This is a genomic window from Lunatibacter salilacus, assembly GCF_009797935.1.
GTDB classification, from domain to species: domain Bacteria; phylum Bacteroidota; class Bacteroidia; order Cytophagales; family Cyclobacteriaceae; genus Lunatibacter; species Lunatibacter salilacus.
Genome location: NZ_VOLC01000004.1, coordinates 136593 through 160258, shown reverse-complemented (window position 1 = coordinate 160258; position 23666 = coordinate 136593). Strand labels below are relative to the sequence as shown.

Sequence of the window (23666 nt, the reverse complement as noted above, 5' to 3'; positions counted from 1 at the left end):
TTCTTATTTAAAAACGACCTTTAATGATTGGGCAACGCTGTCAAAAGCTATTGGCTCAGGAATAATGGAATTCTGATTTTGAAGCTTTCCAACCCCTTCATAAACTACCCGATCCCCCGGTTCCAATCCGGATGAAATCACAACCAGTTGGTCTATTCTATCCTGAATTTCAATGGGCGTGGAAACGACAGTGCTATCTGAAGTAACCTTAAAAACGTATGTTTTACCCTGCTGCTCAAATGTGGAAACCTCGGGTATCACAGCTACATCCTCAAACACTTTGGGGACACGAACCCGGCCACTGTTCCCCGTCGATAGAATTCGATCCGGATTTGGAAATGTTGCCCGAAAACTAACTGTCCCTGTACTTGGATTTACCTGACCAGTTACCGTAACTATTTCACCAGGGTGTTCATATTCTTTCCCATTCACCAATTCCAGTGAAACTTTAGGCATGTGGCTAATCTTTTCTTCCAGCGTAGACCCCTCGGTAGATTGAAGGATGTTTAGATATTCCCGTTCATTGAGAGAAAAGAAAGCAAATACTTTCTCCACTTTTGAGACTGTGGTCAATGGAACTGGGTCACTTGGACTTACCAAGGCGCCTTCCCTGAACGGTATGGCCCCCACATTTCCGTCTACAGGACTTCGGATAGTAGCGTAGTTGATATTGGCTACGATACCGTTGTAGGCTGCCTTCGCTTGGGACAATCTTGCCTTGGCCGTTTCTAGCTGCACGTTGCTGATAATTCCCTTTTCTACCAGCGGAGTAAGCTTATTCACCTCAACCTCTGCAGCATTAACATTTGCACTTGCGGCACCAGCATCTTCATTGAGCGACTGGGTTTCCAGTCGAAAGAGTACCTGATTTTTCCGCACGGGCTGCCCTTCATCGACCAAAACTTCCAAAATATATCCTGGAACCTTTGCCCGTACGGCACTATTGATTGTCCCTTCTATACTTGCCGGGTAAGAATTATACCCAGAAATGGTCTTCCGTGGTACTTCTAATACAGGATAAGTTAGCGGCCTTTGCTGATTGCCTACAGGCTTGTCAGTTGAACAGGAGGCCAAAAAAAACAGAGAAATGAGAAATGTGTATGTTAATTTCATGGACTATGTTAATGAGCAATACTATTTCTAATTAGATAAAGGATTGGTTTCTATTTATATTTAAGGAAATCTACTTTTTGGCAAGTGCCATGGTACTCCACAACATTTCTACGGCTTGGTTCAAATCTTCATCGGAAAAAGAAATACTTCCAAAAACTCTTATTTTTGAACTTGCCATTACAGCTCCTATAAATAAGGCCAGAAGAATCTCCGGCTTAACTGGTTTTAATTGACCTTCCTCAATACCTGATTGGAGAAATTGAAAGAATTTACCCTGAAAATGATGGGGGCTTCTTTCTTTGTTGTATGGAGAATTCACATATTGCTCAAAAAAGAAAAGGATGCTGGGGTGGGTTGAATAAAATTCATGCAGGTCAATCCAAAGTCGTATAAATTTTTCTTTGTAGCTCAGTTCATCCTGAATTTTCGAATCCACGTAGTGAACCAGTTTTTGTTTAATGTATAAATAGAGTTCGTTTAACAACTCTTCCTTGCCGGAAAAATAATGATAAATTGTACCTGCAGCCACCCCGGACTCTTTTGCAATTAAGCTCATGGGCGTTCCATGAAAGCCGTATTCCCCTACTAATTCTAAGGTAGCTTCAAGAATCGCTTTTTTCTTATCGGAAATTTCTTCCATGTTAAATCAACCAATCGAACGTTCATTCGGTTCCTGTCTGTGGAGTATCTTCAAATAAAAAAATCGAAACGGATTGATAGTTAATTGAATAAAATTGAAAGATCGACATTAAAAACCAGCATAAATAGACTCTATATGAACGCTGAATATCTTAAATTCCTAAGAACGGAAATTATCAGACCTGGGAAAATTGTCAATTTCGGCTGCAATTTGTAAAAGGCCTTAAACATTTTTGCTTAAGGCCTTTTTAAAGTTTGGTTCACTTCGGACTATTTAGTCTGAAAACCTATTCTCATGATATTTTGGGTGTTTTCAGGGATATCAAGATCGTGAACTTTTTCCAAGGTCTGAATATCTCTTACCGTAATTTTGTTTCTACTCGGCTCTAAGATATAAAGGAATTTTTCAGATGCGGAGAGAACCGGATTTTCCTCAGCCATTTTTCGATAAGCCTCAAACTCCGTCATCCGCTCTCTTGCCGCCGGATTTCCATTGGTAGCCGCTTGAATGTTCTTAGAAATTGATTGAACTCCAGTATCAGCTTTTAAAACCAAAACATCATGGTTTGTTTTTTGAATGATCAGATGAGTCCCGTCAGCACTGAAGAAATACGAAATTACATCATTTCCCTCATAAACACGTTCCATCCCGTTTGTGGCCGGATTGATCTTAAAAATACCGAGATTTCTAGCCCATCCGTAGAATACATTTAAGTTATCATGACCTTTTACGGTTCCCATCCAATTGCCGGAAGTAGGTTCCAAAGGGGCAATATTATCAATAAGTTTAAATTCATTGGATGCGGTAACAGCCAAAATCCCTTCCGTAGCCCCAAACACACCCACCTTTCCGTTAGAAGCATCGCCATGTATATTGGTGACCCGAACAGATGGATCTTCCGCAATAACTTTTCCTTGCAGATCCAACAATTTCACCAATTGGGGCAGGGAACCTGTCTCGTCAGGTGCTTGATAGGAAATCGCCAATTTATCACCAATTAGCCAAACGCCGGCACCGTGGTGAGTTGTGATTCCCTCTGGATATATTAAACTGGGTTGGAACGAAGGTGTTTCCATTATAGACTCCTTCAACAAAGCTATTGATCCGTCGCCGTCATTAAATATCACAATATTTCCCATGCTCGCTGAAAAATGCGTCGGCAACGGTGCTTCCAGTTCACCGTTCAACCATTTTGCTGAATATTCATGACCGTGGTCTCCGTGGTTTTCAAGGCCAGTGTCAAAAAATCTGACTTTTCCGTTTGGTCGGTCTATTGAAACTATAAACCTGCCGGATGTACTTAAATAGTTTGCACTCCCCTCAACGAATGGGGATACATCCGGGGTGTCAGTGGAACCTGCGGTAGGGTTAATCTTGGATATTTTGGACTGACTATCCCAAGCCGCCACTCGAATCCATTCACTTTCTGTCTCTTCGAACGTTGGAGTTGGGTCCTCCGCCAAGGGTTCGTCATCATTTTTACAGCTGAAAATTGCTGCCACTACGAGACAGCTCAACAAATACGGTAATTTTCTCATGTTTTATAAGGTTAATGCTGGGGCAAATATAGCGTCGAAAATCTTTAATGCAACTAAGTTGCATTAAAGATTTTAACAGAAAAATTATCCTTAAACAATTCCAATGGGAATTAAACAGTATTACGATGCTTGCTGTACACTGAATAAGAATGGTTTACAAATGCAAGGAAGATGTCAGCAGTATAATGGCTATAGGAAAAAAAGTGCTATTTGAGAAAGCAGCAAACCCTCCAAAAAATCACGCCTGACCTAATAACAGGTCAAGGAGATACCTGCTGCCGGGTAAATAACATACTATAGAGCTTATTAAGCTATACGCCAGTTTAAAAAAATAATGGAACTAGAAAAACGGATCGCTAAAACATGAGTAATCTACGCCCAATGTTCCCCAATCCGTTTTTAATCACCCTAAGCTACAGTATTTGTCAATGTGCCGATTCCAGTTATGGAAATACTGACCTCATCACCTGATGCTAAGGTAAAACTACTGTCAGGCACTATCCCTGTTCCTGTCATCAAAAGGGATCCATGAGGAAAGGTGTATTCCGCATACAGGTAGTCCACTAGCTCCTGAAATTTACGTTTAATTTGTGAAATGGGAATGGTGTCTTCAAAAACCACCTGTGAAGCTCTTTTTATTATCAAACTGATTTGGGTATCCGGAGACAGAGGCTTATCTGTTACCAAAATGCAAGGTCCTACAGCAGCACTTCCGTCATAGATTTTAGCTTGGGGGAGATAAAGTGGATTTTCCCCTTCTATGCTCCGGGAACTCATATCGTTACCAATCGTATAGCCGATGATTTTGCCCGTGGATGAGATGACCAGTGTAAGTTCCGGCTCAGGAACATCCCAGGTGGAATCCTTCCTGATTCGCACCAAGCCTCCATGGCCAACCGCACGTTGCCCGGTAGCTTTCATAAATAATTCCGGCCGGTCGGCATGATAAACCAATTCGTAAAAAGTAGCACCTCCACTATCCTTGCTTTCTTCCTGTCTTCCCAGTTTACTTCTAAAATAGGTAACACCGCTCGCCCAGATCTCCTGACTCTCCACAGGAGGCAGCAGGCCTTCAATAATGGCTTCTCTTGCTCCTTCGGATGGATCCAGAAGTGGTATAAGCCCATTGATTTTTTCGATCAGGTGATCGTCATTGATGAATGAGTCCCAAGAGTGATCTTTAATTAGATAAAATTGAGCTGCTTGCTCAACAACAATTCCTTGATGCGTTCTGTAAAGTTTCATAGGCTTTATTTTTAGGTTATGATTGTTTTCGATTAAGCAATAAATAAAGACAATAACATGACAATTGCAAAACCACTAACGGAGATGATCGTCTCCATAACGGTCCAGGTTTGAAGGGTCTGTTTCTCGGAGATATCAAGGTATTTTTTTACCAGCCAAAACCCGCTGTCGTTGACGTGGGAAAGTATGCAGGATCCGGAGGCGATCGAAATACCTATCAAGGCTTTCATGGGTTCTGAGTACTCCATACCCATCAAGACTGGGGATATCATCCCAGCAGCGGTTACCATGGCTACCGTCGCCGAGCCTTGAATGACCCGAATCACAACCGCAATGACATAGGCCATGACAATTGGGGCCACATTATAATCTATAAATACCTGCGCCAGGGCCTCTCCCGCTCCACTTTCTACCAAAATCTGCTTAAACATACCCCCGGCTCCTGTAATAACGATTATCAAGCCGGCAGGAGCAAGCGCTTTGTCGGAGAATTCCAGGAGTTGCTTGGCGTTGAAGCCTTTTTTAAATCCTAAAAAATAAGAGGCAATCAGGGTAGCAATGGTAAGTGCCATAAATGGGTGACCTATAAACTGCAGCAGGTTAATGGTGAAATTATCCGCGTCAAAATAGTCCATACTCACCAACATGCCACTGGTAGTTGACAATAAAATCAACACCAAAGGTAAGGTTATGACAAAGGCAATCATCATAAAATCACTTTTCTTGGGAGTTTCCTTGCTAGCTGCAAATTCAATATGCTGCGGTACAGGAACGAATATCCGCTTTGATATATAATTACCGAACAACGGTCCGGCGATAATGGAACAGGGTAATCCGACCACTACCCCAAAGACAATCATCCATCCAAGATTGGCATTTAGAATCTCAGCGACGGCTACAGGACCTGGAGTAGGAGGAATAAAGGCATGGGTGACTGCCATACCAGCGAGTAAGGGAATGGCATAATGCAAAAGAGAAAGGCCTGATTTTTTTGTAAGGGCATAAATAAGCGGGATCAAGATAATAAACCCCACATCAAGAAAAACTGGGATGGAAACAATAAATCCTGTCAACATCAGCGCCCAAGTAGTGCGCTTTTCCCCAAATCCCTTAATAATAAAGTGGGCAAGAGTTTCCGCCCCGCCTGAAACTTCCAACAACTTGCCCAAAATGGCTCCCAATCCAACGACTATTGTAATAAATCCCAGGATATCTCCCATCCCTTTTTGCAAATTTGCAATAAGCTCCAAAAAAGGCATGCCGGAAGCCAAACCCACAAAGGTGCTGGCGAGCAACAATGAGATAAAGGCGTGAACCTTTAGTTTCATTACAAGCACCAGTAAAAGTAAAATTGAAAGAGTGGTTATTATCAGTAGATATATGGTTTGATCCATCCGAGGGCTTATTTTTTGGGTCTAAAGGTGATTTAAAAGTCAATTTGACAATGTCTGCTATTATTGTTTTAAAGTGTACTTTTGTTATAAGCCCGGATAAAGTTGGACATAAGTTTTTCAAGGGCTTTCCAATCTTCTGTTTCTATGAGCTTCTTGGGAACAATCCCCCCTCCTATTCCAACAGCTTTGGCACCAGCCTCGAAAAATGAACCTAGGTTTTCCAAAGTCACCCCTCCGGTAGGCATCAGTTTGATGCCATCTAAAGGAGCCAAGACATCCTTTATGTAGGATGGACCCAAGTCGCTGGCGGGAAAGACCTTGACCATGGTAGCTCCCAATTGCCATGCTTTATATATCTCAGTGGGTGTATAAGCTCCTGGGAACACTGGTATCTTATGAATGACACAATAGTTGATGACGTCTTCTTCACAGACGGGCATTACAATAAATTGCGCCCCAGCATCCAAGGCCCCGTGCATGTCGCTGAGATTGCAGACAGTACCTGCTCCTATATTCAATTTATCCCCATAGTTTTCACGAAGGGACTGGATTGATTCTAACGCTCCGGGAGTATTGATGGTGATTTCCATAGTGGAAATCCCCGAAGTTACCATACATTTCGCAATGGATAGTAAACTGCTTGCAGGTAGGTTTCTTAAAATAGCAACTATTGGTGCTTTATCAAAAGCTTCCCAAGAAAATGCTCCGTTCATGATTTAGGTTTTGATTGTAAATTTTAAATTGACCCCGAACCACAGCCTGATCCATGGTAGCGGCGGGAATAATCATCACATCTATCCCCAGTGTTTTAAGAGCCAGTCTGTATTGAGCTTCCAGATGAGAAGTACAGCACAAATAAATCGGCAAATTCCCAGAGTTTGTAAGCTCCTTTAATTCATTTCCTATCAGCAGCCCGCTTAGGTAATGGTAGTTGTCGGTTTTATTAGCCTTACCGAAGAGCACTCTTGTCCGAACTAAAAATGCCTGTGACAGCAATGAGCCTGAGAGACCTGCCTTCACCCCGCTTCTAAACGACTCCCCGGAACGAGTGAAATCAAAGGTGTCATCACTGCTAATGCTGTCTTTCAATATACTTTGCTGGCAAAGCAAATCAAAAAACTCACCCGTCATAAATGTGGTAAATTCTGATACTTGGTAGCCAGTCACACGCACATGCTTAGAATGGGTACCGGGTAGAATGAATAAACCTTCCCCGGAAAAGTCATCCAACATTTGAATAACACCTACCAATTCCGACTCTTCACCCCGCATCACGTCGGTATCACTACGAAGCCCTGAAAGAAGTAATAACGGATGACCAAAGTCCACCGAAGCACCGATGAAATCCATTCCCAGATTTTTCCCCGAAACATCGAAGGGCAAAGGGGTGAAAGGAACTTCTCTTAATCCTATGCTGGAGGTTACCATACCCGAACAAATAATCATAAGTCCGGATAAATCCCCCTTGCAGGATTTTTCCAATGCCTCCACACCTTCGGAAATGACTTGCTTATAAAAAGATTCCCGAATGGAAGGCGACTTTTCCTTTAACTCTAAAAATTGCCTGTATACGACCGAAATGCCACGTTGATTTCTTTCTTCACCCACAACCTTAAGATCCGCCGTGTCAATCAGCCTAAGCCGAAAAGAAGAAGTACCCCAATCACAGCTTATAAACCTTACCATACCAATGTGTCCATTTTTAGTATTTTTTCGCTATCTCTTATTCCGCTTGTTTTTCTTTTATTAACCTACACCCTAGTCAATGATCAAATTCACGCTCAAACCATGACGATCAGGGGAGATATTAAAAAATTAAAGATAGAGATAATTGGTTTGGTTTTAAATAAACCTAGGATAAAAATAAAGAAAACCAAAGGAATGGATCCTTTGGTCTTACTTTTCAATAACGCATGACACTATTGAATTTTGGAAAATTGAGCAATTTCTATCCGATAAAAGACGGAAGTTCTCTCCCCATAAATGGATCAGTTCTGCTATGGGTTCCAAATTCCGTTCTACCCGCAAATCTTCTTTCGAATGATTTGTTCCCTTTCAGGAAAACTGAAAAATCATACCACCCGAAATTCTTTTCGGTACGGATTAACAATGTTTTATCGGCTTTGGGTGCAATCGTAAATAGGGACTCACCGTCCTGGTATGCATTATCCTTAACCCCCATCGTAACTGATTGGGACTCTTGATTGCGCATGTGCAATTTTACAGCTCCAGTACCTGCAAATCGATTGTCAGGCTGATAAGTAGCCACGATACTAAGACGCGGGTCGCTATGTTGTCCGCTAATGCGTCGGTAAAATCCGTTTGGCCCATATACTTCCAGGTCATATGCTTTTTGGAAAAACCGATCCATATCCCAGTTATGTTGGAATGCATCCCCTGACTTAACTGCAAAATTCCAGACCTGAACCGACTCGAATGAATCAAGTTTCCTGTAATTCCGGGCATATACTTGGAATGGAGCCCCTAAAGCTTTTTTCCCAAAAAGCTCCCTACTTGCATGAAAGGTTATACCTACCTGTCCGGTTTCTTTTTCTAAACTTCCATCCACTTCCAGTTGGTATGCAAGCGCATTCGAAGGTTTGGTTCCCGGTTCTTGTTTAGGCATCCAGTTCGAAAGATTTGGATTGGTATTAACTTGCTCTACTTCGGCGCGGTTTAGTGCCTTAAAATTGTCGGGAATATCTTTGAAGCTTGCGTTGTAAATGGTTTTAATATGCGATTCCTTATCAACAAAGTCAGGTAAACTGATTTTTTCTCCGTCATATTGTCGGAATACAGATGTTAAATCACCGCAAATAGCTCTCCTCCATGGACTGATATTGGTTTCCTTAATTGCCCTTCCCGTTTTTTTGCCAATAAAATTCTCCATCAATTTGATCACTGAGGTGATGTCGCAAACTTCGGAATTGACCCATCCGCCCCTAGACCAAGGTGAGGCAACTACTAGCGGTACCCGATACCCAAGTCCCACCGGGCTATCGCGGGCATTCTCAGGCTTCATACCCGGCGTATCGAGCTCCTGTTGTAAAGTCACATATTCGCCGGTTGCATCCAGTCCATCGGACATCTTTCCAGTCGAACTATCCCCCGGCTTAGGAGGTACAAATGGAGGAATATGGTCAAAGTATCCATCGTTCTCGTCATAGTTGAGGATAAAAATCGTCTTTTTCCACACCTCCGGATCTTTTGTCAAAATATCCAGTGTTTCCGATACATACCAAGCTCCGTACCAAGGCGCACTTGGGTGGTCTGAAAACTTCTGTGGCGCTACCAGCCAAGAAACAGTGGGTAAGTTCCCAGAAGTCACATCTTCCCGAAACTGATGGAAAATATCCCCTTTGGGAATTTTGGTACTTCTATCCTCCCCGGCTTCTTTATAATGTAGTTCTTCTGTCCGATGATAATTCGGATCGGCATTATTCACCGTAAACGCCCGATTATGCAGGGATTTTTCACGGTCCGAAAGTTTTGCGAATGAATCCGGTGTCCAAGTTTGCAAGGATTCGAGTACCCATTCTAGCTCTTCTTTTTTTGATTCCAGCGTTTTCTGTAAAACGGCTTTTGTATCTTGAGAGGCAGTCGTTATCTCTTTTTCCAGCACTTCGATCTCAGCGGGAATTTCTCCTTTTCTTTTTTGTAAATAACTGTAGTGTCCCGGTGTGTGGCGAACCCGAAATTGGCTGAACCATTCCAGGTTATTATCCGTGAAATTTGAGAGAAGTGATTCATCCTCTCCCTCGAGTTCCGTCTTGAGACTGACTTCATTTTGATAAACTTTCCAAGACACTCCATTATCCTCCAGCCTCTCTGGAAATGAATTCCAATTTATCTCCTTGGAATAACCAATATCCGAATTCCTCACTTTGGGTTTATCTCCTGGTTCCCCGTGAGTCTTACCCGCCCAATGATAATTTCTATTGGTGGTGGTACCTGTGAGTGCCGAACAAAAATGCTGGTCGCAGACGGTAAAAGCATCAGCCAAGGCATAATAAAACGGAATATCTTCCCGCTCATAAAAGCCCATTGTCATGGGGACGTGGGCAAATTCTTTCCTACCGGAGCGCTTGGCCTCAATCCACCCGTCATACTTGCCATCGTTTCGGGCATCTACCTGATTTTCCCATGAGTGTGGGATATCTTTCATCCAGGTTGCCTTGGTGTCTTTGATGTTAAAGCGAAAGGGTGCGTAAGTGTTTCCCTTTTTGTCACTTTGTAGCCACACCAGGTTTTCGTTCGGTAAGCGTATGGCCCGGGGGTCATTAAAACCCCTCACCCCTTTCAACTTGCCAAAACAATGGTCGAATGACCTGTTCTCCTGCATGAGAATCACCACATGCTCGGCGTCGAAAAAGGTGCTTCCAACCGCCGGGTCAATCGCCATGGCCTTTTGGATGGAGGCAGGTAGGGTATTCCACAAGCTGATTCCTCCAGTGGCGAGGGCTGCTTTTTTAAGAAATTCTCTTCTTGAATCTTTCATCAGAATAAACTATTGTTTTGGGGATGTAAATGGGTTTTAACCCGAAAAAAATTTACCTAAACAAGGTAGCGTTATTCTTTCAAATTTACAATCGGAAATCAGTGGGCGGTGATTTCTTAATGAAATGGTAATGATATTACGCTAATAAATGAATTTAGGTAACACAGATAAAATTCTACCGTATTCGACGAGGAAATAATAAATTAAAAAAAAGAATTACAACAGTGGGAAAGTCTTACGTAGAGCGAAAGTCTTCCGGATCTGTTCTGCCAATAGGGCACTTTGCTCAAAATTCAGGGTTTGCTGCCCATCGGAATACGCCTTATCCGGATTCTCGTGTGTTTCGTAGATGATGCCGTCCGCTCCTGACATAACTCCCGAAAGAGCCATTTGGGGTACATATTCCCTGATTCCAATTCCATGGGAAGGATCAACTACCACGGGCAAGTGGGACTTGGCTTTCAGGATGGGGATAGCATTTAGATCCAATGTATTTCTGCTGGCCCGTTCGTAAGTCCGAATACCACGTTCGCAAAGGATTATTTTTTCATTTCCGCCTGAAAAAACATATTCAGCCGATTGCAACAATTCTTCGATGGTACCCGAAATCCCCCGTTTGATCATTACTGCCTTGTCCACCTTTCCCAGTTCGTCAAGCAGGTTGAAGTTTTGGGTATTTCTTGCCCCGACTTGAAAAACATCCACATAATCATGCATCTCCTCAATTTGGGAGACCTGCATTACCTCGGTTACGATTTTGATACCTGCTTCCTTAGCCAGTTTATACCATAATTTCAGGCCTTCCATGCCCAACCCTCTAAAAGCATAGGGGCTGCTTCTTGGCTTGAATACACCACCTCGCATTAGTTTAATCCCACTTTCTTTAAGGTGCCCAATTACATTTATAATCTGTTCTTCAGATTCAATGGAGCAAGGTCCTGCAATAATAGCCATTTCACCGTCCTGAATTGCGATACCATCACCCAACTCAATTACAGTAGGTTTTACTTTCCATTTTTTGGATACCAGCTTGTAATCATCAGAAACCATGTGTATATCCTGGATTCCACGCAGATGGCCAATTTTCCGGATATCTATATTTTTAGAACCTATACCGATAAGGTAATCTCCGACCTGAGTAGACACTGGGGTAATTTTATAACCAAAGCTGGATATCTTCCCTATTAGATTCTCCAAATCAGAAGAATGGAGGTCTTTTTTTAATTGAATAATCATGATATCAATTGTTAATTACACCTTGGATATATTCGATAACTGCCTTTTCCTGGTCTTCTGCTGATTTTAGCACGTTGATAAACGCACTGCCTATAATGGCACCATGGGAATAGCTCGCTGCTGTTTTAAAGGTTGCGTTATCCGAAATCCCAAATCCAATCAGTCTGGGGTTTTTGAGTCCCATCAATCGTACCCGCTCAAAATAGGCAAGCTGTTCCGCACTTAAAGCTGCCTTTGCACCCGTGATACTAGCCGAGGAAACCATATAAATAAATCCATCAGTATGACTGTCGATTTCCCGAATTCTTTTCTCACTGGTCTGGGGTGAAATCAAAAAGGTATTACGAAGTTCATACCTGTCAAAGATCTCCTTATATTCTGTAAGATATTGGCTCATCGGCAAATCGGGTAAGATCAATCCGTCTACCCCTACTTCTTGACATTTCTGACAGAACTTCTCCACACCAAACTGAACTACCGGGTTTAAGTACCCCATGAGAATAACAGGCAAATTCACCTCTTTCCGCATATCCGCCAGCTGATCAAAGAGTTTGCGCAGGCTCATTCCATTATTCAAAGCAACCAAGTTGCTTTCCTGTATGGTTGGTCCATCCGCAATCGGATCTGAATAAGGTACGCCTACTTCTATGATGTCGGCTCCGGCTGCTTCTATGGCTTTCATAATAGGCAGCGTGTCTTCCAAGGACGGAAATCCGGCTGTAAAGTATATGGAAAGTATATTCTCGGATTTCTTTTTGAAAAGTTCGTCAATTCTGTTCATTTCAGCTACGTTTAGTAATTTCCCCATTTGATATATGTTTCCAAGTCCTTGTCCCCTCTGCCTGAAAGGTTTATTACGATGATATCAGATGGATTATACGACAACTGATTTAAAGCGGAGAAGGCATGTGCGGACTCTATGGCTGGGATAATCCCTTCCAATCGGCTTAATTCAATACCAGCAACCATAGCATCCTCGTCTTCCACTGCAACAAACTCTCCCCTACCCGTATCAAATAGGTGGGCGTGAACCGGACCGATTCCCGGATAATCCAATCCTGCTGAAATTGAATGGGGCTCTACAACCTGTCCATCCTCCGTCTGCATTAGCAAGGTTCGGCTTCCATGAAGAATTCCGAGCTTACCCAGACTGGTAGTAGCTGCGGATTTGCCCGAAAATATACCTAATCCGGCAGCCTCCACGGCGATAAGTCGTACTGATGGTTCATTATAATAATGATAAAAGGCTCCTGCGGCATTACTTCCTCCACCTACACATGCAATCACCATATCCGGGTTTTCCCTGCCCTCTTTCTCCAGCAACTGGGCCTTTATTTCTTCACTTATTACAGATTGAAATTTAGCCACCATCTCGGGATAAGGATGGGGACCTACTACCGAACCAATTATATAATGCGTGTCAACGGGATTATTGATCCATTGACGCATGGCCTCGTTTGTAGCGTCCTTCAGTGTTTGGCTGCCGGAAGTGGCGGGAACGACTTTCGCTCCCAAAATCCGCATTCGCTCTACGTTCGGCTTTTGCCGCTCCATATCGACGGCACCCATGTACACCGTACAGTCCATGCCCATCAACGCACATACAGTAGCTGTCGCTACACCGTGTTGCCCAGCACCAGTTTCGGCGATAATCCGCTTTTTACCTAACTTTTTAGCCAAAATAATCTGACCTACGGTGTTGTTTACCTTGTGGGCACCCGTATGACACAAATCCTCCCGCTTTAGATATATTTTTGCCTTGTATTTTTCAGACAGCCTTTCAGCTAAAAATAAAGGGGTTGGTCTTCCTACGTAATCTTTTAATAGGTGCCGGAATTCCACCTGAAACTCCTCTGAATTAATAATGGGAAGGTAATTCTCCCGGAGTTCCTCTATATTTGGATATAGCATCTCAGGGATAAATGCTCCCCCGAACTTGCCGTAAAACCCATTTTCATCTATTCTGATCATATCCTATTGTTTTTTACGACTGAAATACGCAGTCTTTTAATCTAATCTTACTTTGTTAATAAATGTTTTAACTCTGGCTATGTCCTTTAGACCCGGACTAATTTCAAACCTGGAGTTAATATCGACGCCCACACAGTAGGGAACCCTTTTAACAAGGGAGTTAATGGCATCAATATGCGTTTCATCTAGGCCTCCGCTTAGGAGAAATGGCATGTCATAGGGGTATTTCTCCAAAACCCCCCAGTCAAACGTTTTGCCGGAACCGCCATAATCGGGGGTTTGGGTATCAAATAAAAACCAATCCGCCACTCCGACATAGGGCTGGACCTGCTTCCAATTCCAAGTAGGCCCAATGCGGAACACTTTAATGATTATAGCGGAGGTATGTTGCTTCAATAACGCGATAAATTCTGGGGATTCATCTCCGTGAAGTTGAACGTAAGACAGTCCGTAAGTCTGGATTTTTTTCCCTATCTCTTCATTTGATTCGTTGACGAACACGCCCACCTTTTTTTGAGAGAACTCTTTATAAAACTCAGGATGAACATCGTCCCGCTCCACATACCTCGCAGATGGTGGATAGAAGATCAATCCCATAAGGTCGGGTGCTGCGTCCGATATCAACTTTTTCACGTTTTCTTCCTCCCTCATGCCACAAACCTTAACTATCATATAGCCAACTTTGAAATGTGTCCGGTAAGCAACTTCCTATATTCATTCATAAAATTATAGGCTGCCTGATAAGGACGGATACTTCTCATGAAGTTCTCCCCAATCAAGAATCCCTGATAACCCGCAACTCTCAATTGGATCAACGTTTCTGGCTTGGAAATACCGCTTTCTGAAATTTTAACAAACTCGTCAGGAATGGAATCTACCAAGCTTAGCGAAGTCTCCAAACTTACCTCAAAGGTCTTGAGGTTTCGGTTGTTTACTCCCACCACGTCCAAATAGGGATTTAGTGAACGATCCAGCTCTTCCCTATCGTGAACCTCCATAAGCACTTCCATCCCCAAACCTCTCGCAAATTTAGCCAATGATTCCAACCGGGTGGGCTTTAACACCGCCGCAATCAATAAGATGCAATCTGCACCCATCGATTTGGCTTCCAAAATCTGATATTCATCGATGACAAAATCCTTCCTAAGAATGGGACAGAAATTATACTTCCGGGCGGTCATCAGATCTTCCGTACTTCCGCCAAAGAAATCCGTGTCCGTCAATACAGATAGCGCAGAAGCTCCTGCCTGCATATAACCGATCGTTGTTTTTTCTACGGAAGCAGTTTGGTTTATCCAACCCTTGGAAGGTGATTTTCTTTTGAATTCAGCGATTATTCCCGTTTTCTCCGGATTAAGCAGGTATTTTTTCATGGATACGGGTTGTCCATCAAAAAACATGCTTTTTTGAAGAAGTTTTTCAGGAGCAAGTGATTTCCTCTCTGCTACCTCCTGCTTTTTCCGCTCAATAATTTTATCTAAAATATTCATGTGAGTTAACTTACTGGCACCAATGTTTTGGGATCAATTAATTTTTTAAAGACATGCAGTGCCTGTCTACTTTTTAAAGACTCAACAGCCGCATCTCTTGCCTGGTCACAACTCCAATTGGGATAAGAAGTCTCCAAAGCCGCTGCGGCATTGGCAATGACTACCGCTTCCTGCGCATTTGATCCTTCTCCCTTGAGTACTTTTTCAAATATTTTTGCATTTTCTTCAATGGTTTTTCCACCCTTTATTTCACTGGGATGAAGGACTGGTAAGGATATATCCCCTGGGGAAAGAATTCGCTCTCCGAGGTTTGATATTATTTTGAATTTACCTGTCAGCGAAATTTCATCATAGCCATCCAAGGCATGAATGATGCTAAACCGCATGTTATTATTTTGATACAAATATCCGTACATCCTAGCCAACTCCAAACTGAATACGCCCACTAGTTGCTTTTTGGGGAAGCTGGGGTTGACCATTGGCCCCAACATATTGAAAAAGGTTTTTACCCCAAGATCCTTTCTGATTGGCCCTATGTTTTTCATTGCCGGATGAAACAGCGGAGCATGTAGAAAACAGATTCTCGCCTGGTCCAAGCTCCTTTTCAACTTTCCGATATCATTCGTAAACTCATATCCAAAATGGGCCAATAGGTTTGATGATCCACAGATCGATGAAACGCCAACATTCCCATGTTTGGCGACATGCTGTCCCGCTCCAGCGACGATAAAAGAAGCCAATGTGGATATGTTAAACGTATCCTTTCCATCTCCTCCGGTACCACAGAGGTCAATGGCGTCATATTCTGGAATGTCTACTGGAATGCATAGTTCCAACAGCCCATCCCTGAACCCCATCAATTCCTCAACCCGCACACTACGCATCAAAAAAACGGTCAAAAAGGCAGCCATCTGGCTTTGATTAAATTCCCCGGCAGCTATTTTTTTTAAGGCTTCCTTAGCCTGTTGCTGTGTTAGCGTTTTGTACTCAATAAGTAGGTTTAAAATATCTTTCATTTTATCTGTTTATAATTGTTTTTCAGCGGTCAGACCTTATTGCCGTCAGGCAGGTGCCTGCCTGACGGCAGACTGGGAATCTCACCATGATATTCATTCCATTGTGTGACGTTCTCGTCATGCCTGCCTGTCCGGTAGGCAGGCTCGATTTCATATTATTTGTTGATTAACTTCTATTCTAAGTTTGGATATTGACAAGTGATTGAAATATCTTTTTTCAAAGGAATTTGAAGGTTATCGTTCATCCCTCCAGCCAATTTTGCATCATGCGTATTCCATGTTCGGTGAGGATACTTTCCGGGTGAAATTGTACCCCTTTCACGTTAAAGGAAGTATGGCGAACGGCCATAATTTGCCCGTCCGGTGTCTTGGCAATGACTTCCAAAGAGGCCGGCAGGGTAGATTCATCAATCACCCAACTGTGGTACCTACCAACAGTAAAGGTTTCAGGGATTCCTTCGAAAAGGGGATCCGGCTGAATCTTTACCTTAGAGGCGACACCGTGAACAACCTCAGTTAAATTTATGAGACCTGAACCAAAAGCTTCTCCGATCGCCTGATGCCCCAGACATACCCCCAAAATATTCTTGGTTGGGGAATAACGCTTTAAAAGCTCCGGCATAATACCTGCGTCCTCCGGCACTCCAGGTCCGGGAGAGAGTAAAATTTTATCATATTGTTCGACCGAATCAATAGATATCTTATCGTTTCTAAAAATATCCATTTGCCCACCATACCCTAAATCCCGGATAATATAAACCAAGTTATAGGTAAAAGAATCATAATTATCCAGTACTAGTATTTTCATTTGAGTGATGTTTTATCGTGTTGGAAACTGAGGTGAACTTTCAAATCAAATCTGCTCCGCGCTTTTCAATGCTACACGTAGCGCTTCCAGCTTATTGCTCACTTCCTGTAATTCCGATTCAATAGACGACTTGGCAACAACCCCTGCCCCTGCTTGAAAGCGGAGTTGATTATTTTCCGACAAAAAGGAGCGAATTAGAATGGCATGATTGAAATCTCCGTTGAACCCGAGAAATCCAATGGCACCTCCATAAAACCTTCGGGAAGTATTCTCCAAAGAATCGATTAGCTGCATAGCCCTGTATTTTGGTGCCCCAGAAAGGGTACCTGCGGGAAAAGTATCAGCGACCAACTGCAACGGGTTTGTGCCCTCGGGGAGTTTACCAGTTACCTTCGACACTAAATGAATTACATGCGAGTAATATTGTATCTCTTTGAACACCTCTACATTTACCTTTTCCGAGGATCTACTCAAATCATTTCGAGCCAAGTCTACCAGCATTACATGTTCCGAGTTTTCCTTCGGATCATCATATAACTTCACGGCCAATTCAGCATCTGCCTTGTCATTTCCGGTCCGCTTGAATGTTCCCGCAATGGGGTAAATAGTTGCCTGGTTTTCTTTGATTACAATTTGAGCTTCCGGGGAGCTTCCAAAGACCTTGTATGACCCATAGTCAAAGTAAAAAAGGTATGGGGAGGGATTAATTGAACGCAGGGCTCTGTAGACATTAAATTCATCCCCTTTGAACCCAGTGGAAAAAGCCCTGGAAAGGACGATCTGAAAGACGTCACCTTTAAAGCAATGATCCCTGCCTTTGCTCAGGATATCCAAAAACTCCACATCGGTGTAGTTGGATGTTTCTTTTCCGTCCAATTTGAAGCTATAGCTGGGCAGATTTTTATTATTGAGGACCATTTCAATACGGTCAATTCCCGACTCAAAATTCTCACCTTCGAGATAATGCTCAAGAATATACAGTTCATTTTTGAAATGGTCAACCACAATCATGTTGCGGTAGACGGCATAATACATCTGAGGAACCTGAGACGCCTTGGTATTAGTCAGCGTAATATCCTCAAAATAGGCGACTCCATCATACTGTATATAACCGAAGAGGCCTGATGTTATAAATTTAAAACTCGTGTCCTCCGACTCAAACCTCGCGGAAAATTTTTGCAGATAATCAACCAGTTTTTCCCCTTTTTCCAGCTTATGCGATAACGCACTCCCATCAGGAAGGGTTTGGTTTATTGTTCCGTTGGCCAGTGAAAAAGTAGCAATTGGGTCGCAGCATATATAGGAATAGCTGTTGTCGTGACCGTGATAATCTGAACTTTCCAACAAAATTGGATTCGCATACCTGTCGCGGATCTGCAGATAAACACTGACAGGCGTCAACGTGTCGGCAAGGAGTTTTTTGTATCGGGTATTTATCTTGAAATTTTCCATGGACAATAGCTGATTAAAAGTAAAAAGGCTTACTGGAGTCCAGCAAGCCTTAAATATAAATTTAACAAAAGGGTATGGATAGCTGAACTCCCCTTAAAAGAAGCTAAAAGACCACCACCAGTTTTGTACGTTAGAGCTGTTTTTCATAATATGAAACAAAGATATGCATGGCTTCCAATTAACAAAAATTATTCTACTTTTTATTTGGAAGATTTATCACATTTCTTTTGGATTCATATAACTCCCGGGTCAATTAGGGTTATTCGAATCCATCATTCGCTGCTGCTGCCAAAGGGGGGTAATTTCCCTTTCCTCCAAATTGGTCAAAACACCATCTTCAAAGGTGGCCAACATATAAAACCTTTCGTCTGTAATTAACCGATAAACTTTCCTTCCATTATCAAGTTGACTGATTACAGCTTTCCGGTTTTGGCGGAGAAATTTACTTTCTGACATGCCCATCTGATAGGGGATCCGCGGTCGGAAAATAGTACACGCCTCAAGGGTAAACAACAACCCCAAAACTAGAAATAGACTTTTGATTTTCATACAATTAATTTTTAATGGTTTCTTAAAATTAGAATTGCCTTAACCATTTTATTAGACTCAACCAATTTTCAAACGTGGTTTTAATTCTTAAATGAATTTACATTGAGCCTCACAAGAATGCTGCCATTTTTTTTTGTGTTGAAAATGAGATTTTTAAATATTTTAATTTGAAATCTCCCGCTTATAACTTGTTACCGTTGACAAAATATGTACCTTTGTATCGAGCGGCACGACCAGCTCCTGTCAACTCCCCCAGGTCCGGAAGGAAGCAAGGGTAGACAGTCGTAGCGGTGCGATGCCGCTTATTTTTTTCTTCTTCTATCGCATATCGTGCCATGAACACTAGTGAGATTTTGATCGTCTATATAACCCCCAAAAAATTATGAAATTCTTTGTTGATACAGCCAACCTTAATGAAATAAAAGAAGCTTACGATCTAGGTGTATTGGATGGAGTGACTACCAACCCTTCTCTGATGGCTAAAGAAGGTATTACTGGATCCGAAAATATTTTAGCACATTATAAAAGCATTTGCGATATCGTGGACGGAAACGTAAGCGCTGAGGTCATTTCTACCGATTTTGATGGTATGGTTAAAGAAGGCAAAGCCTTGGCGAAGATTGATGACAAAATCGTGGTTAAGATTCCAATGATCAAAGATGGTGTCAAAGCGATTAAGTATTTTTCAAGTGAAGGCATTCGCACAAATTGTACGTTGGTGTTTTCGGCAGGTCAGGCAATTTTAGCCGCTAAGGCTGGCGCTAGCTATCTTTCTCCTTTTGTAGGAAGATTGGATGATATTTGCTTTGACGGCTTGGATCTTATCGAACAAATTGTTCTTATTTATGGCAATTATGGTTTTGAAACAGAGATATTAGCCGCATCAGTCCGTCACTACATGCACCTTATCAAATGTGCTGAAATCGGTGCGGATGTAGTAACCTGTCCACTAAATGTAATTACAGGACTCCTTGCTCATCCATTGACTGACAAGGGTCTGGCACAGTTTTTGGCTGATCATGCCAAAGGCAACAAATAACATTTATAACTACATTGGCAAGGGTAAAGACCATGTGTTTTTACCCTTTTTTTGTTTTTTTTAGACTTTTTGACCAAAAATGTGCATTTTTATTTTCTGAGTATCGTTATTTGTCTTCTACCCAACAAATGCAACTTGCATGTATATCATTAAAGTCAAAGGAAAAGCAAAAATACCCGACTATATTCAGATCAGGGATGAAAATTTCGTTTTGGTCGCCTACTTCAGAGCGGACAGGCCCCTGAAAAATATTGAAAAATTCGGTCTGGAGGGCAAAGAACAGGAATTGGAATCGCTCATTAAAGAGTTACCTTTTGGCAAACTTCAAAAATTATCCCTTTGATTATGGTATTTACGGATGAACCTGTCGTGAAAATGAGTAATGCCTGCGTGTTCCAGGGCATCAATACGATTTTGAAAGAGCTCAATTTTTCGATAGCTAAAGGTGAATTTGTTTTTTTAATTGGCCGTACCGGAAGTGGCAAAAGTTCCCTCCTCAAAACGCTATATGCTGATCTCCCTCTGATTATGGGGGAAGGTGAAATTGCCGGCTACAGTCTAAATGGCATTAAATCAAAGCAAGTACCGTTTTTACGAAGAAAACTCGGAATCGTATTCCAAGATTTTCAGCTTTTTCCCGACCGCACGGTTGCGGAAAACCTATACTTTGTCATGCGTGCCACAGGCTGGAAGGACAAAACCAAAATGAAAAGCCGTATGATTGAGGTACTCATGGGAGTGGGTTTAGGGGGCGCCGCCACAAAATTTCCCCATCAATTGTCGGGTGGTGAACAGCAACGCGTCGTTATAGCCCGAGCATTGCTAAATGAGCCATCTATCTTGTTGGCTGACGAACCTACGGGGAATTTAGACCCCGAAGTTTCAGACGGTATCTTTCGCCTTTTCCAAGAAATCAACAAGCGTGGTACTGCCATCCTAATGGCCACCCACAATTATGACCTGCTAAAAAAATATCCCTACCGGATTTTAAAGTGTGAAAATGGTTCCTTGTTAGATAGTACTTCAACGGATATTTCTTTAAAGACAGTTTTTTCCTAGAGAAAATTTTATGCCCTTCACGTTGTTTTTTTTAGAAACTTAAGGATCGAGCCGTCAGGAAAATATCGAGAAGCTGGAGTTTGGTATTCTCCTTGTAAATAATGTTTTTTTGTTTTTCCAAATTATTTGTAACTGCATCGTATTATCCATTCCAGTTTCTATTTCACAATCAGTACAGGCAGGTGTTTGTCCGAAGCGATAAGCTGCTCCGCCACCGAGCCAATCAACAGGGTATCATCATCCGATTTTCCCTTATTTCCCAGGACAATCAGATCTGCGCCTTTACGAATGGCATAATCGTAAATACTCCTGCCTACCGGCTTATCCTCTCCTTTGATGATTTCCATATCTACCTCCAATCCGGTTTTTTTCTTAAGCTTTATGTAGTTGGATATCGTCTTTTTTTCCAATGCCTCCTGAAATTCAGAGGGCTTCCTAATATAAGGAAAATACTGCATGCCTACTTTTAATACATGAACAGGCAGGACAACTGCCCCTGTATGCTTTGATAATGATATGACCAAGGAGGCTAGGTTTTCAGAATATTTAGAAAAATCAAGCGGCAAGATGATCTTTTGAATTGATGCTTTTGACGTTTCGGGAATGAAAAGAGTATTTGATGAGGTCAACCGCACTACCTTACTGCTAAAAACACCTGACCCTCCATGGACTGATTTTTTCCCCAGTAAAACCAAATCAAATTTCTGCGCATCCACCCAATCAATTAACTGATCTAGTTGACCTCCTGAGTAAATTTTCACGTGAATGCTACTTTTTCTTTCCCCGAAGACTATTTCCACTTTTTCAAACGCTTCCTCCTCCAAAATTTCATTCAGTGATTTATCTAAATAGGGTAGCATGTCCCCTATTTCTTTGGAAATCTCTTCCAGCGCAACAAAATGAATAAGTGTAAGCTGTTCAAAATCAAAAACATCATCCAGTTTTTGAATGTATTGTAACAATAGCTTGTCCATATCGGACAAGTCTATAAACAATCCGATTTTTTTTAAAGTGCTCATGATTTCTTTTGTTTATCCAGTTTTTTCATAATGACATCTGACAATCTTTTTTCGTAGGATTTACGATCCAGATCCTTGTCAAATTGGCTGAGCCTGGCATATTCCTTACGCAGTCCCTTATGCAGGGAGTAACACATAATGACCAAAATCACCAAAAAGGGCAACCCCGTGATGATAGCTGCAGTCTGAAGAGCTGTCAACCCTCCTCCTATCAATAACACTGCCGCTACGGCTCCTTCGGTCGTTGCCCAGAAAACCCTTTGTCCCACTGGCGCATCCAACTTACCGCCTGCGGTAATGCTGTCTATAACCAATGAACCCGAATCAGAAGAAGTTACGAAAAAACTGGTTACTAGCAGAATTCCGATTACTGAGCCAATTCCGCTGAAAGGGAAATTTTCAAGAAATACGAACAGAGCGATGGATACATCTCCTGTAATCGCTTCTGCCAAATCATGACTGCCGCTAAGCGCTGCTTCCTGCATGTCAAGATAAATGGCTGAACCCCCAAGTGCGGTAAGCCACAAAAAAGTCAATAAGGTAGGGATAAGCAAAACCCCAAAGATAAATTCCTTAATGGTGCGTCCACGGGAAATCCGCGCGATAAACATCCCTACAAAGGGAGACCAAGAGATCCACCAAGCCCAATAAAATACGGTCCAATCACCTTGCCAGCCATTATCCCGGTATGCTTCCGTCCAGGTAGACACTTCCAAAATACTGCCCAAATAGTTCCCCATGTTCTGTACAAAGGATCGAAATATAAATAGTGTTGGACCTACGATCAATACAAATAACAGTAAAATGGCCGCAATTCTTACATTCCATTGGCTTAGAAACTTTACTCCTTTATCGATACCCGAAATGACAGAAACAGTGGCAATTAATGTAATGCCTGCTATCAGAATCACTTGTACAGTTACGGAATTGGAAATTCCGAATAGATAAAACAAGCCTCCACTGACTTGTTGAACACCCAATCCCAAAGAGGTGGCCAGGCCAAAAAGCGTTGCCAATACGGCCAATACGTCAATGACATCACCCATCCATCCGTTTATCCGATCACCTAACAAGGGATAAAAAACGGAACGAATGGTGAGGGGTAACTTTCTGTTGTATGCAAAAAAAGCCAAAGCCAGTCCTACCACTGCGTAAATAGCCCAGGCATGAAAGCCCCAATGTAAAAAGGTAAGGTTTATGGCCCGTTTAGCGGCTTCAAGAGAATAGGCTTCTCCATAGGGTGGAATGGCATAATGGTAAACGGGTTCAGCTACTCCCCAGAATAAAAGCCCAATACCCATACCCGCACTAAATAGCATGGCAAACCAGGCTCCAGTTGAGAACTCCGGCTGGGCCTCTTTGCCCCCAAGTCGAATGTCCCCAAACTTGCTAAATCCAAGGTAGAAGCAGAAAACGATAAAGGCGTTGACCGCAATGATAAATAACCAGCCCGTCTTTTCAGTAATAAATGCTTTACTGGATGCAAAGACCAGTGCCATTGGTTCCCCTACCCAAAGTGTGACGGTAATAAACAGAATTATCAAAACTACCGAAGGCCAAAATACCGGTGCATGAATGTCAAAGTATTTGTTTTTCATA

At 42.3% G+C, this 23666-nt stretch carries 23 protein-coding genes and 1 other RNA gene; 4 read left to right on the top strand and 20 right to left on the bottom strand.

The window, feature by feature from the left end:
- Positions 1 to 3 precede the first annotated feature (3 nt).
- From FQ608_RS07400 to FQ608_RS07320, 18 genes are all read right to left on the bottom strand, one after another.
- Complete coding sequence (locus FQ608_RS07400) at positions 4 to 1113, bottom strand: efflux RND transporter periplasmic adaptor subunit (protein WP_158857187.1); 1110 nt, start codon at positions 1111 to 1113, stop codon at positions 4 to 6.
- Positions 1114 to 1183: 70 nt separating this feature from the next.
- Positions 1184 to 1753 carry a TetR/AcrR family transcriptional regulator gene (locus FQ608_RS07395; RefSeq protein ID WP_158857186.1) on the bottom strand — a complete coding sequence of 190 codons (570 nt, stop codon included), beginning with the start codon at positions 1751 to 1753 and terminating at the stop codon, positions 1184 to 1186.
- 269 nt (positions 1754 to 2022) lie between these two features.
- Positions 2023 to 3291, bottom strand: coding sequence for a hypothetical protein (locus FQ608_RS07390; RefSeq protein WP_158857185.1), 1269 nt, complete (start codon positions 3289 to 3291; stop codon positions 2023 to 2025).
- A gap of 408 nt (positions 3292 to 3699) precedes the next feature.
- Positions 3700 to 4536, bottom strand: coding sequence for a fumarylacetoacetate hydrolase family protein (locus tag FQ608_RS07385; RefSeq protein ID WP_158857184.1), 837 nt, complete (start codon positions 4534 to 4536; stop codon positions 3700 to 3702).
- Between the two features lie 32 nt (positions 4537 to 4568).
- Complete coding sequence (locus FQ608_RS07380) at positions 4569 to 5930, bottom strand: GntP family permease (protein ID WP_158857183.1); 1362 nt, start codon at positions 5928 to 5930, stop codon at positions 4569 to 4571.
- 68 nt (positions 5931 to 5998) lie between these two features.
- Positions 5999 to 6643 (bottom strand): bifunctional 4-hydroxy-2-oxoglutarate aldolase/2-dehydro-3-deoxy-phosphogluconate aldolase, encoded by a 645-nt coding sequence (locus FQ608_RS07375; protein ID WP_158857182.1) that lies wholly within the window; start codon positions 6641 to 6643, stop codon positions 5999 to 6001.
- Positions 6612 to 7616, bottom strand: a complete 1005-nt coding sequence (locus FQ608_RS07370; protein WP_158857181.1) for a 2-dehydro-3-deoxygalactonokinase — start codon at positions 7614 to 7616, stop codon at positions 6612 to 6614. The genes FQ608_RS07375 and FQ608_RS07370 overlap by 32 nt, the downstream gene beginning before the upstream one ends.
- Before the next feature lie 262 nt (positions 7617 to 7878).
- Positions 7879 to 10428 (bottom strand): phosphocholine-specific phospholipase C, encoded by a 2550-nt coding sequence (locus tag FQ608_RS07365; protein WP_158857180.1) that lies wholly within the window; start codon positions 10426 to 10428, stop codon positions 7879 to 7881.
- A gap of 216 nt (positions 10429 to 10644) precedes the next feature.
- The gene (gene aroF / locus FQ608_RS07360; protein WP_158857179.1) at positions 10645 to 11664 is read right to left on the bottom strand and encodes a 3-deoxy-7-phosphoheptulonate synthase; all 1020 of its coding nucleotides are present in this window, start codon (positions 11662 to 11664) and stop codon (positions 10645 to 10647) included.
- Positions 11665 to 11668: 4 nt separating this feature from the next.
- Positions 11669 to 12445 carry a tryptophan synthase subunit alpha gene (gene trpA / locus FQ608_RS07355; protein ID WP_158857343.1) on the bottom strand — a complete coding sequence of 259 codons (777 nt, stop codon included), beginning with the start codon at positions 12443 to 12445 and terminating at the stop codon, positions 11669 to 11671.
- Positions 12446 to 12456: 11 nt separating this feature from the next.
- Entirely contained in the window at positions 12457 to 13635 is a 1179-nt protein-coding gene (gene trpB, locus FQ608_RS07350) for a tryptophan synthase subunit beta (RefSeq protein WP_158857178.1), read from the bottom strand.
- Positions 13636 to 13671: 36 nt separating this feature from the next.
- Complete coding sequence (locus tag FQ608_RS07345) at positions 13672 to 14307, bottom strand: phosphoribosylanthranilate isomerase (RefSeq protein WP_158857177.1); 636 nt, start codon at positions 14305 to 14307, stop codon at positions 13672 to 13674.
- Positions 14304 to 15125: an indole-3-glycerol phosphate synthase TrpC gene (gene trpC / locus FQ608_RS07340; RefSeq protein WP_158857176.1), complete on the bottom strand. Its 822-nt coding sequence runs from the start codon at positions 15123 to 15125 to the stop codon at positions 14304 to 14306. Before trpC ends, FQ608_RS07345 begins: the two co-directional genes overlap by 4 nt.
- Before the next feature lie 5 nt (positions 15126 to 15130).
- Positions 15131 to 16141: an anthranilate phosphoribosyltransferase gene (trpD, locus tag FQ608_RS07335; RefSeq protein ID WP_158857175.1), complete on the bottom strand. Its 1011-nt coding sequence runs from the start codon at positions 16139 to 16141 to the stop codon at positions 15131 to 15133.
- A gap of 22 nt (positions 16142 to 16163) precedes the next feature.
- On the bottom strand, positions 16164 to 16295 hold the full coding sequence (locus tag FQ608_RS27755) for a hypothetical protein (RefSeq protein ID WP_262885477.1): 132 nt from the start codon (positions 16293 to 16295) through the stop codon (positions 16164 to 16166).
- Between the two features lie 87 nt (positions 16296 to 16382).
- Positions 16383 to 16949 (bottom strand): anthranilate synthase component II, encoded by a 567-nt coding sequence (locus FQ608_RS07330; protein WP_158857174.1) that lies wholly within the window; start codon positions 16947 to 16949, stop codon positions 16383 to 16385.
- Positions 16950 to 16994: 45 nt separating this feature from the next.
- Positions 16995 to 18401 (bottom strand): anthranilate synthase component I family protein, encoded by a 1407-nt coding sequence (locus tag FQ608_RS07325; protein ID WP_158857173.1) that lies wholly within the window; start codon positions 18399 to 18401, stop codon positions 16995 to 16997.
- Positions 18402 to 18650: 249 nt separating this feature from the next.
- Entirely contained in the window at positions 18651 to 18950 is a 300-nt protein-coding gene (locus FQ608_RS07320; protein WP_158857172.1) for a hypothetical protein, read from the bottom strand.
- Between the two features lie 221 nt (positions 18951 to 19171).
- Between FQ608_RS07320 and ffs the strand changes: the two genes are divergently transcribed.
- The 4 genes from ffs (at position 19172) to FQ608_RS07300 (ending at position 21048) form a co-directional block, all read left to right on the top strand.
- An RNA gene (gene ffs, locus FQ608_RS07315) (signal recognition particle sRNA small type) lies at positions 19172 to 19258 on the top strand.
- A gap of 74 nt (positions 19259 to 19332) precedes the next feature.
- Complete coding sequence (fsa, locus tag FQ608_RS07310; RefSeq protein ID WP_158857171.1) at positions 19333 to 19989, top strand: fructose-6-phosphate aldolase; 657 nt, start codon at positions 19333 to 19335, stop codon at positions 19987 to 19989.
- Positions 19990 to 20128: 139 nt separating this feature from the next.
- Positions 20129 to 20332, top strand: a complete 204-nt coding sequence (locus tag FQ608_RS07305; protein WP_158857170.1) for a fructose-6-phosphate aldolase — start codon at positions 20129 to 20131, stop codon at positions 20330 to 20332.
- Positions 20333 to 20334: 2 nt separating this feature from the next.
- Positions 20335 to 21048: a cell division ATP-binding protein FtsE gene (locus FQ608_RS07300; protein ID WP_158857169.1), complete on the top strand. Its 714-nt coding sequence runs from the start codon at positions 20335 to 20337 to the stop codon at positions 21046 to 21048.
- 158 nt (positions 21049 to 21206) lie between these two features.
- Here FQ608_RS07300 and FQ608_RS07295 read toward each other — a convergent pair whose 3' ends face one another.
- Both FQ608_RS07295 and FQ608_RS07290 read right to left on the bottom strand, forming a co-directional pair.
- Positions 21207 to 22067 (bottom strand): universal stress protein, encoded by an 861-nt coding sequence (locus FQ608_RS07295; RefSeq protein ID WP_158857168.1) that lies wholly within the window; start codon positions 22065 to 22067, stop codon positions 21207 to 21209.
- Positions 22064 to 23665, bottom strand: a complete 1602-nt coding sequence (locus tag FQ608_RS07290) for a BCCT family transporter (RefSeq protein WP_158857167.1) — start codon at positions 23663 to 23665, stop codon at positions 22064 to 22066. The genes FQ608_RS07295 and FQ608_RS07290 overlap by 4 nt, the downstream gene beginning before the upstream one ends.
- Between the last annotated feature and the right edge of the window lies 1 nt (position 23666).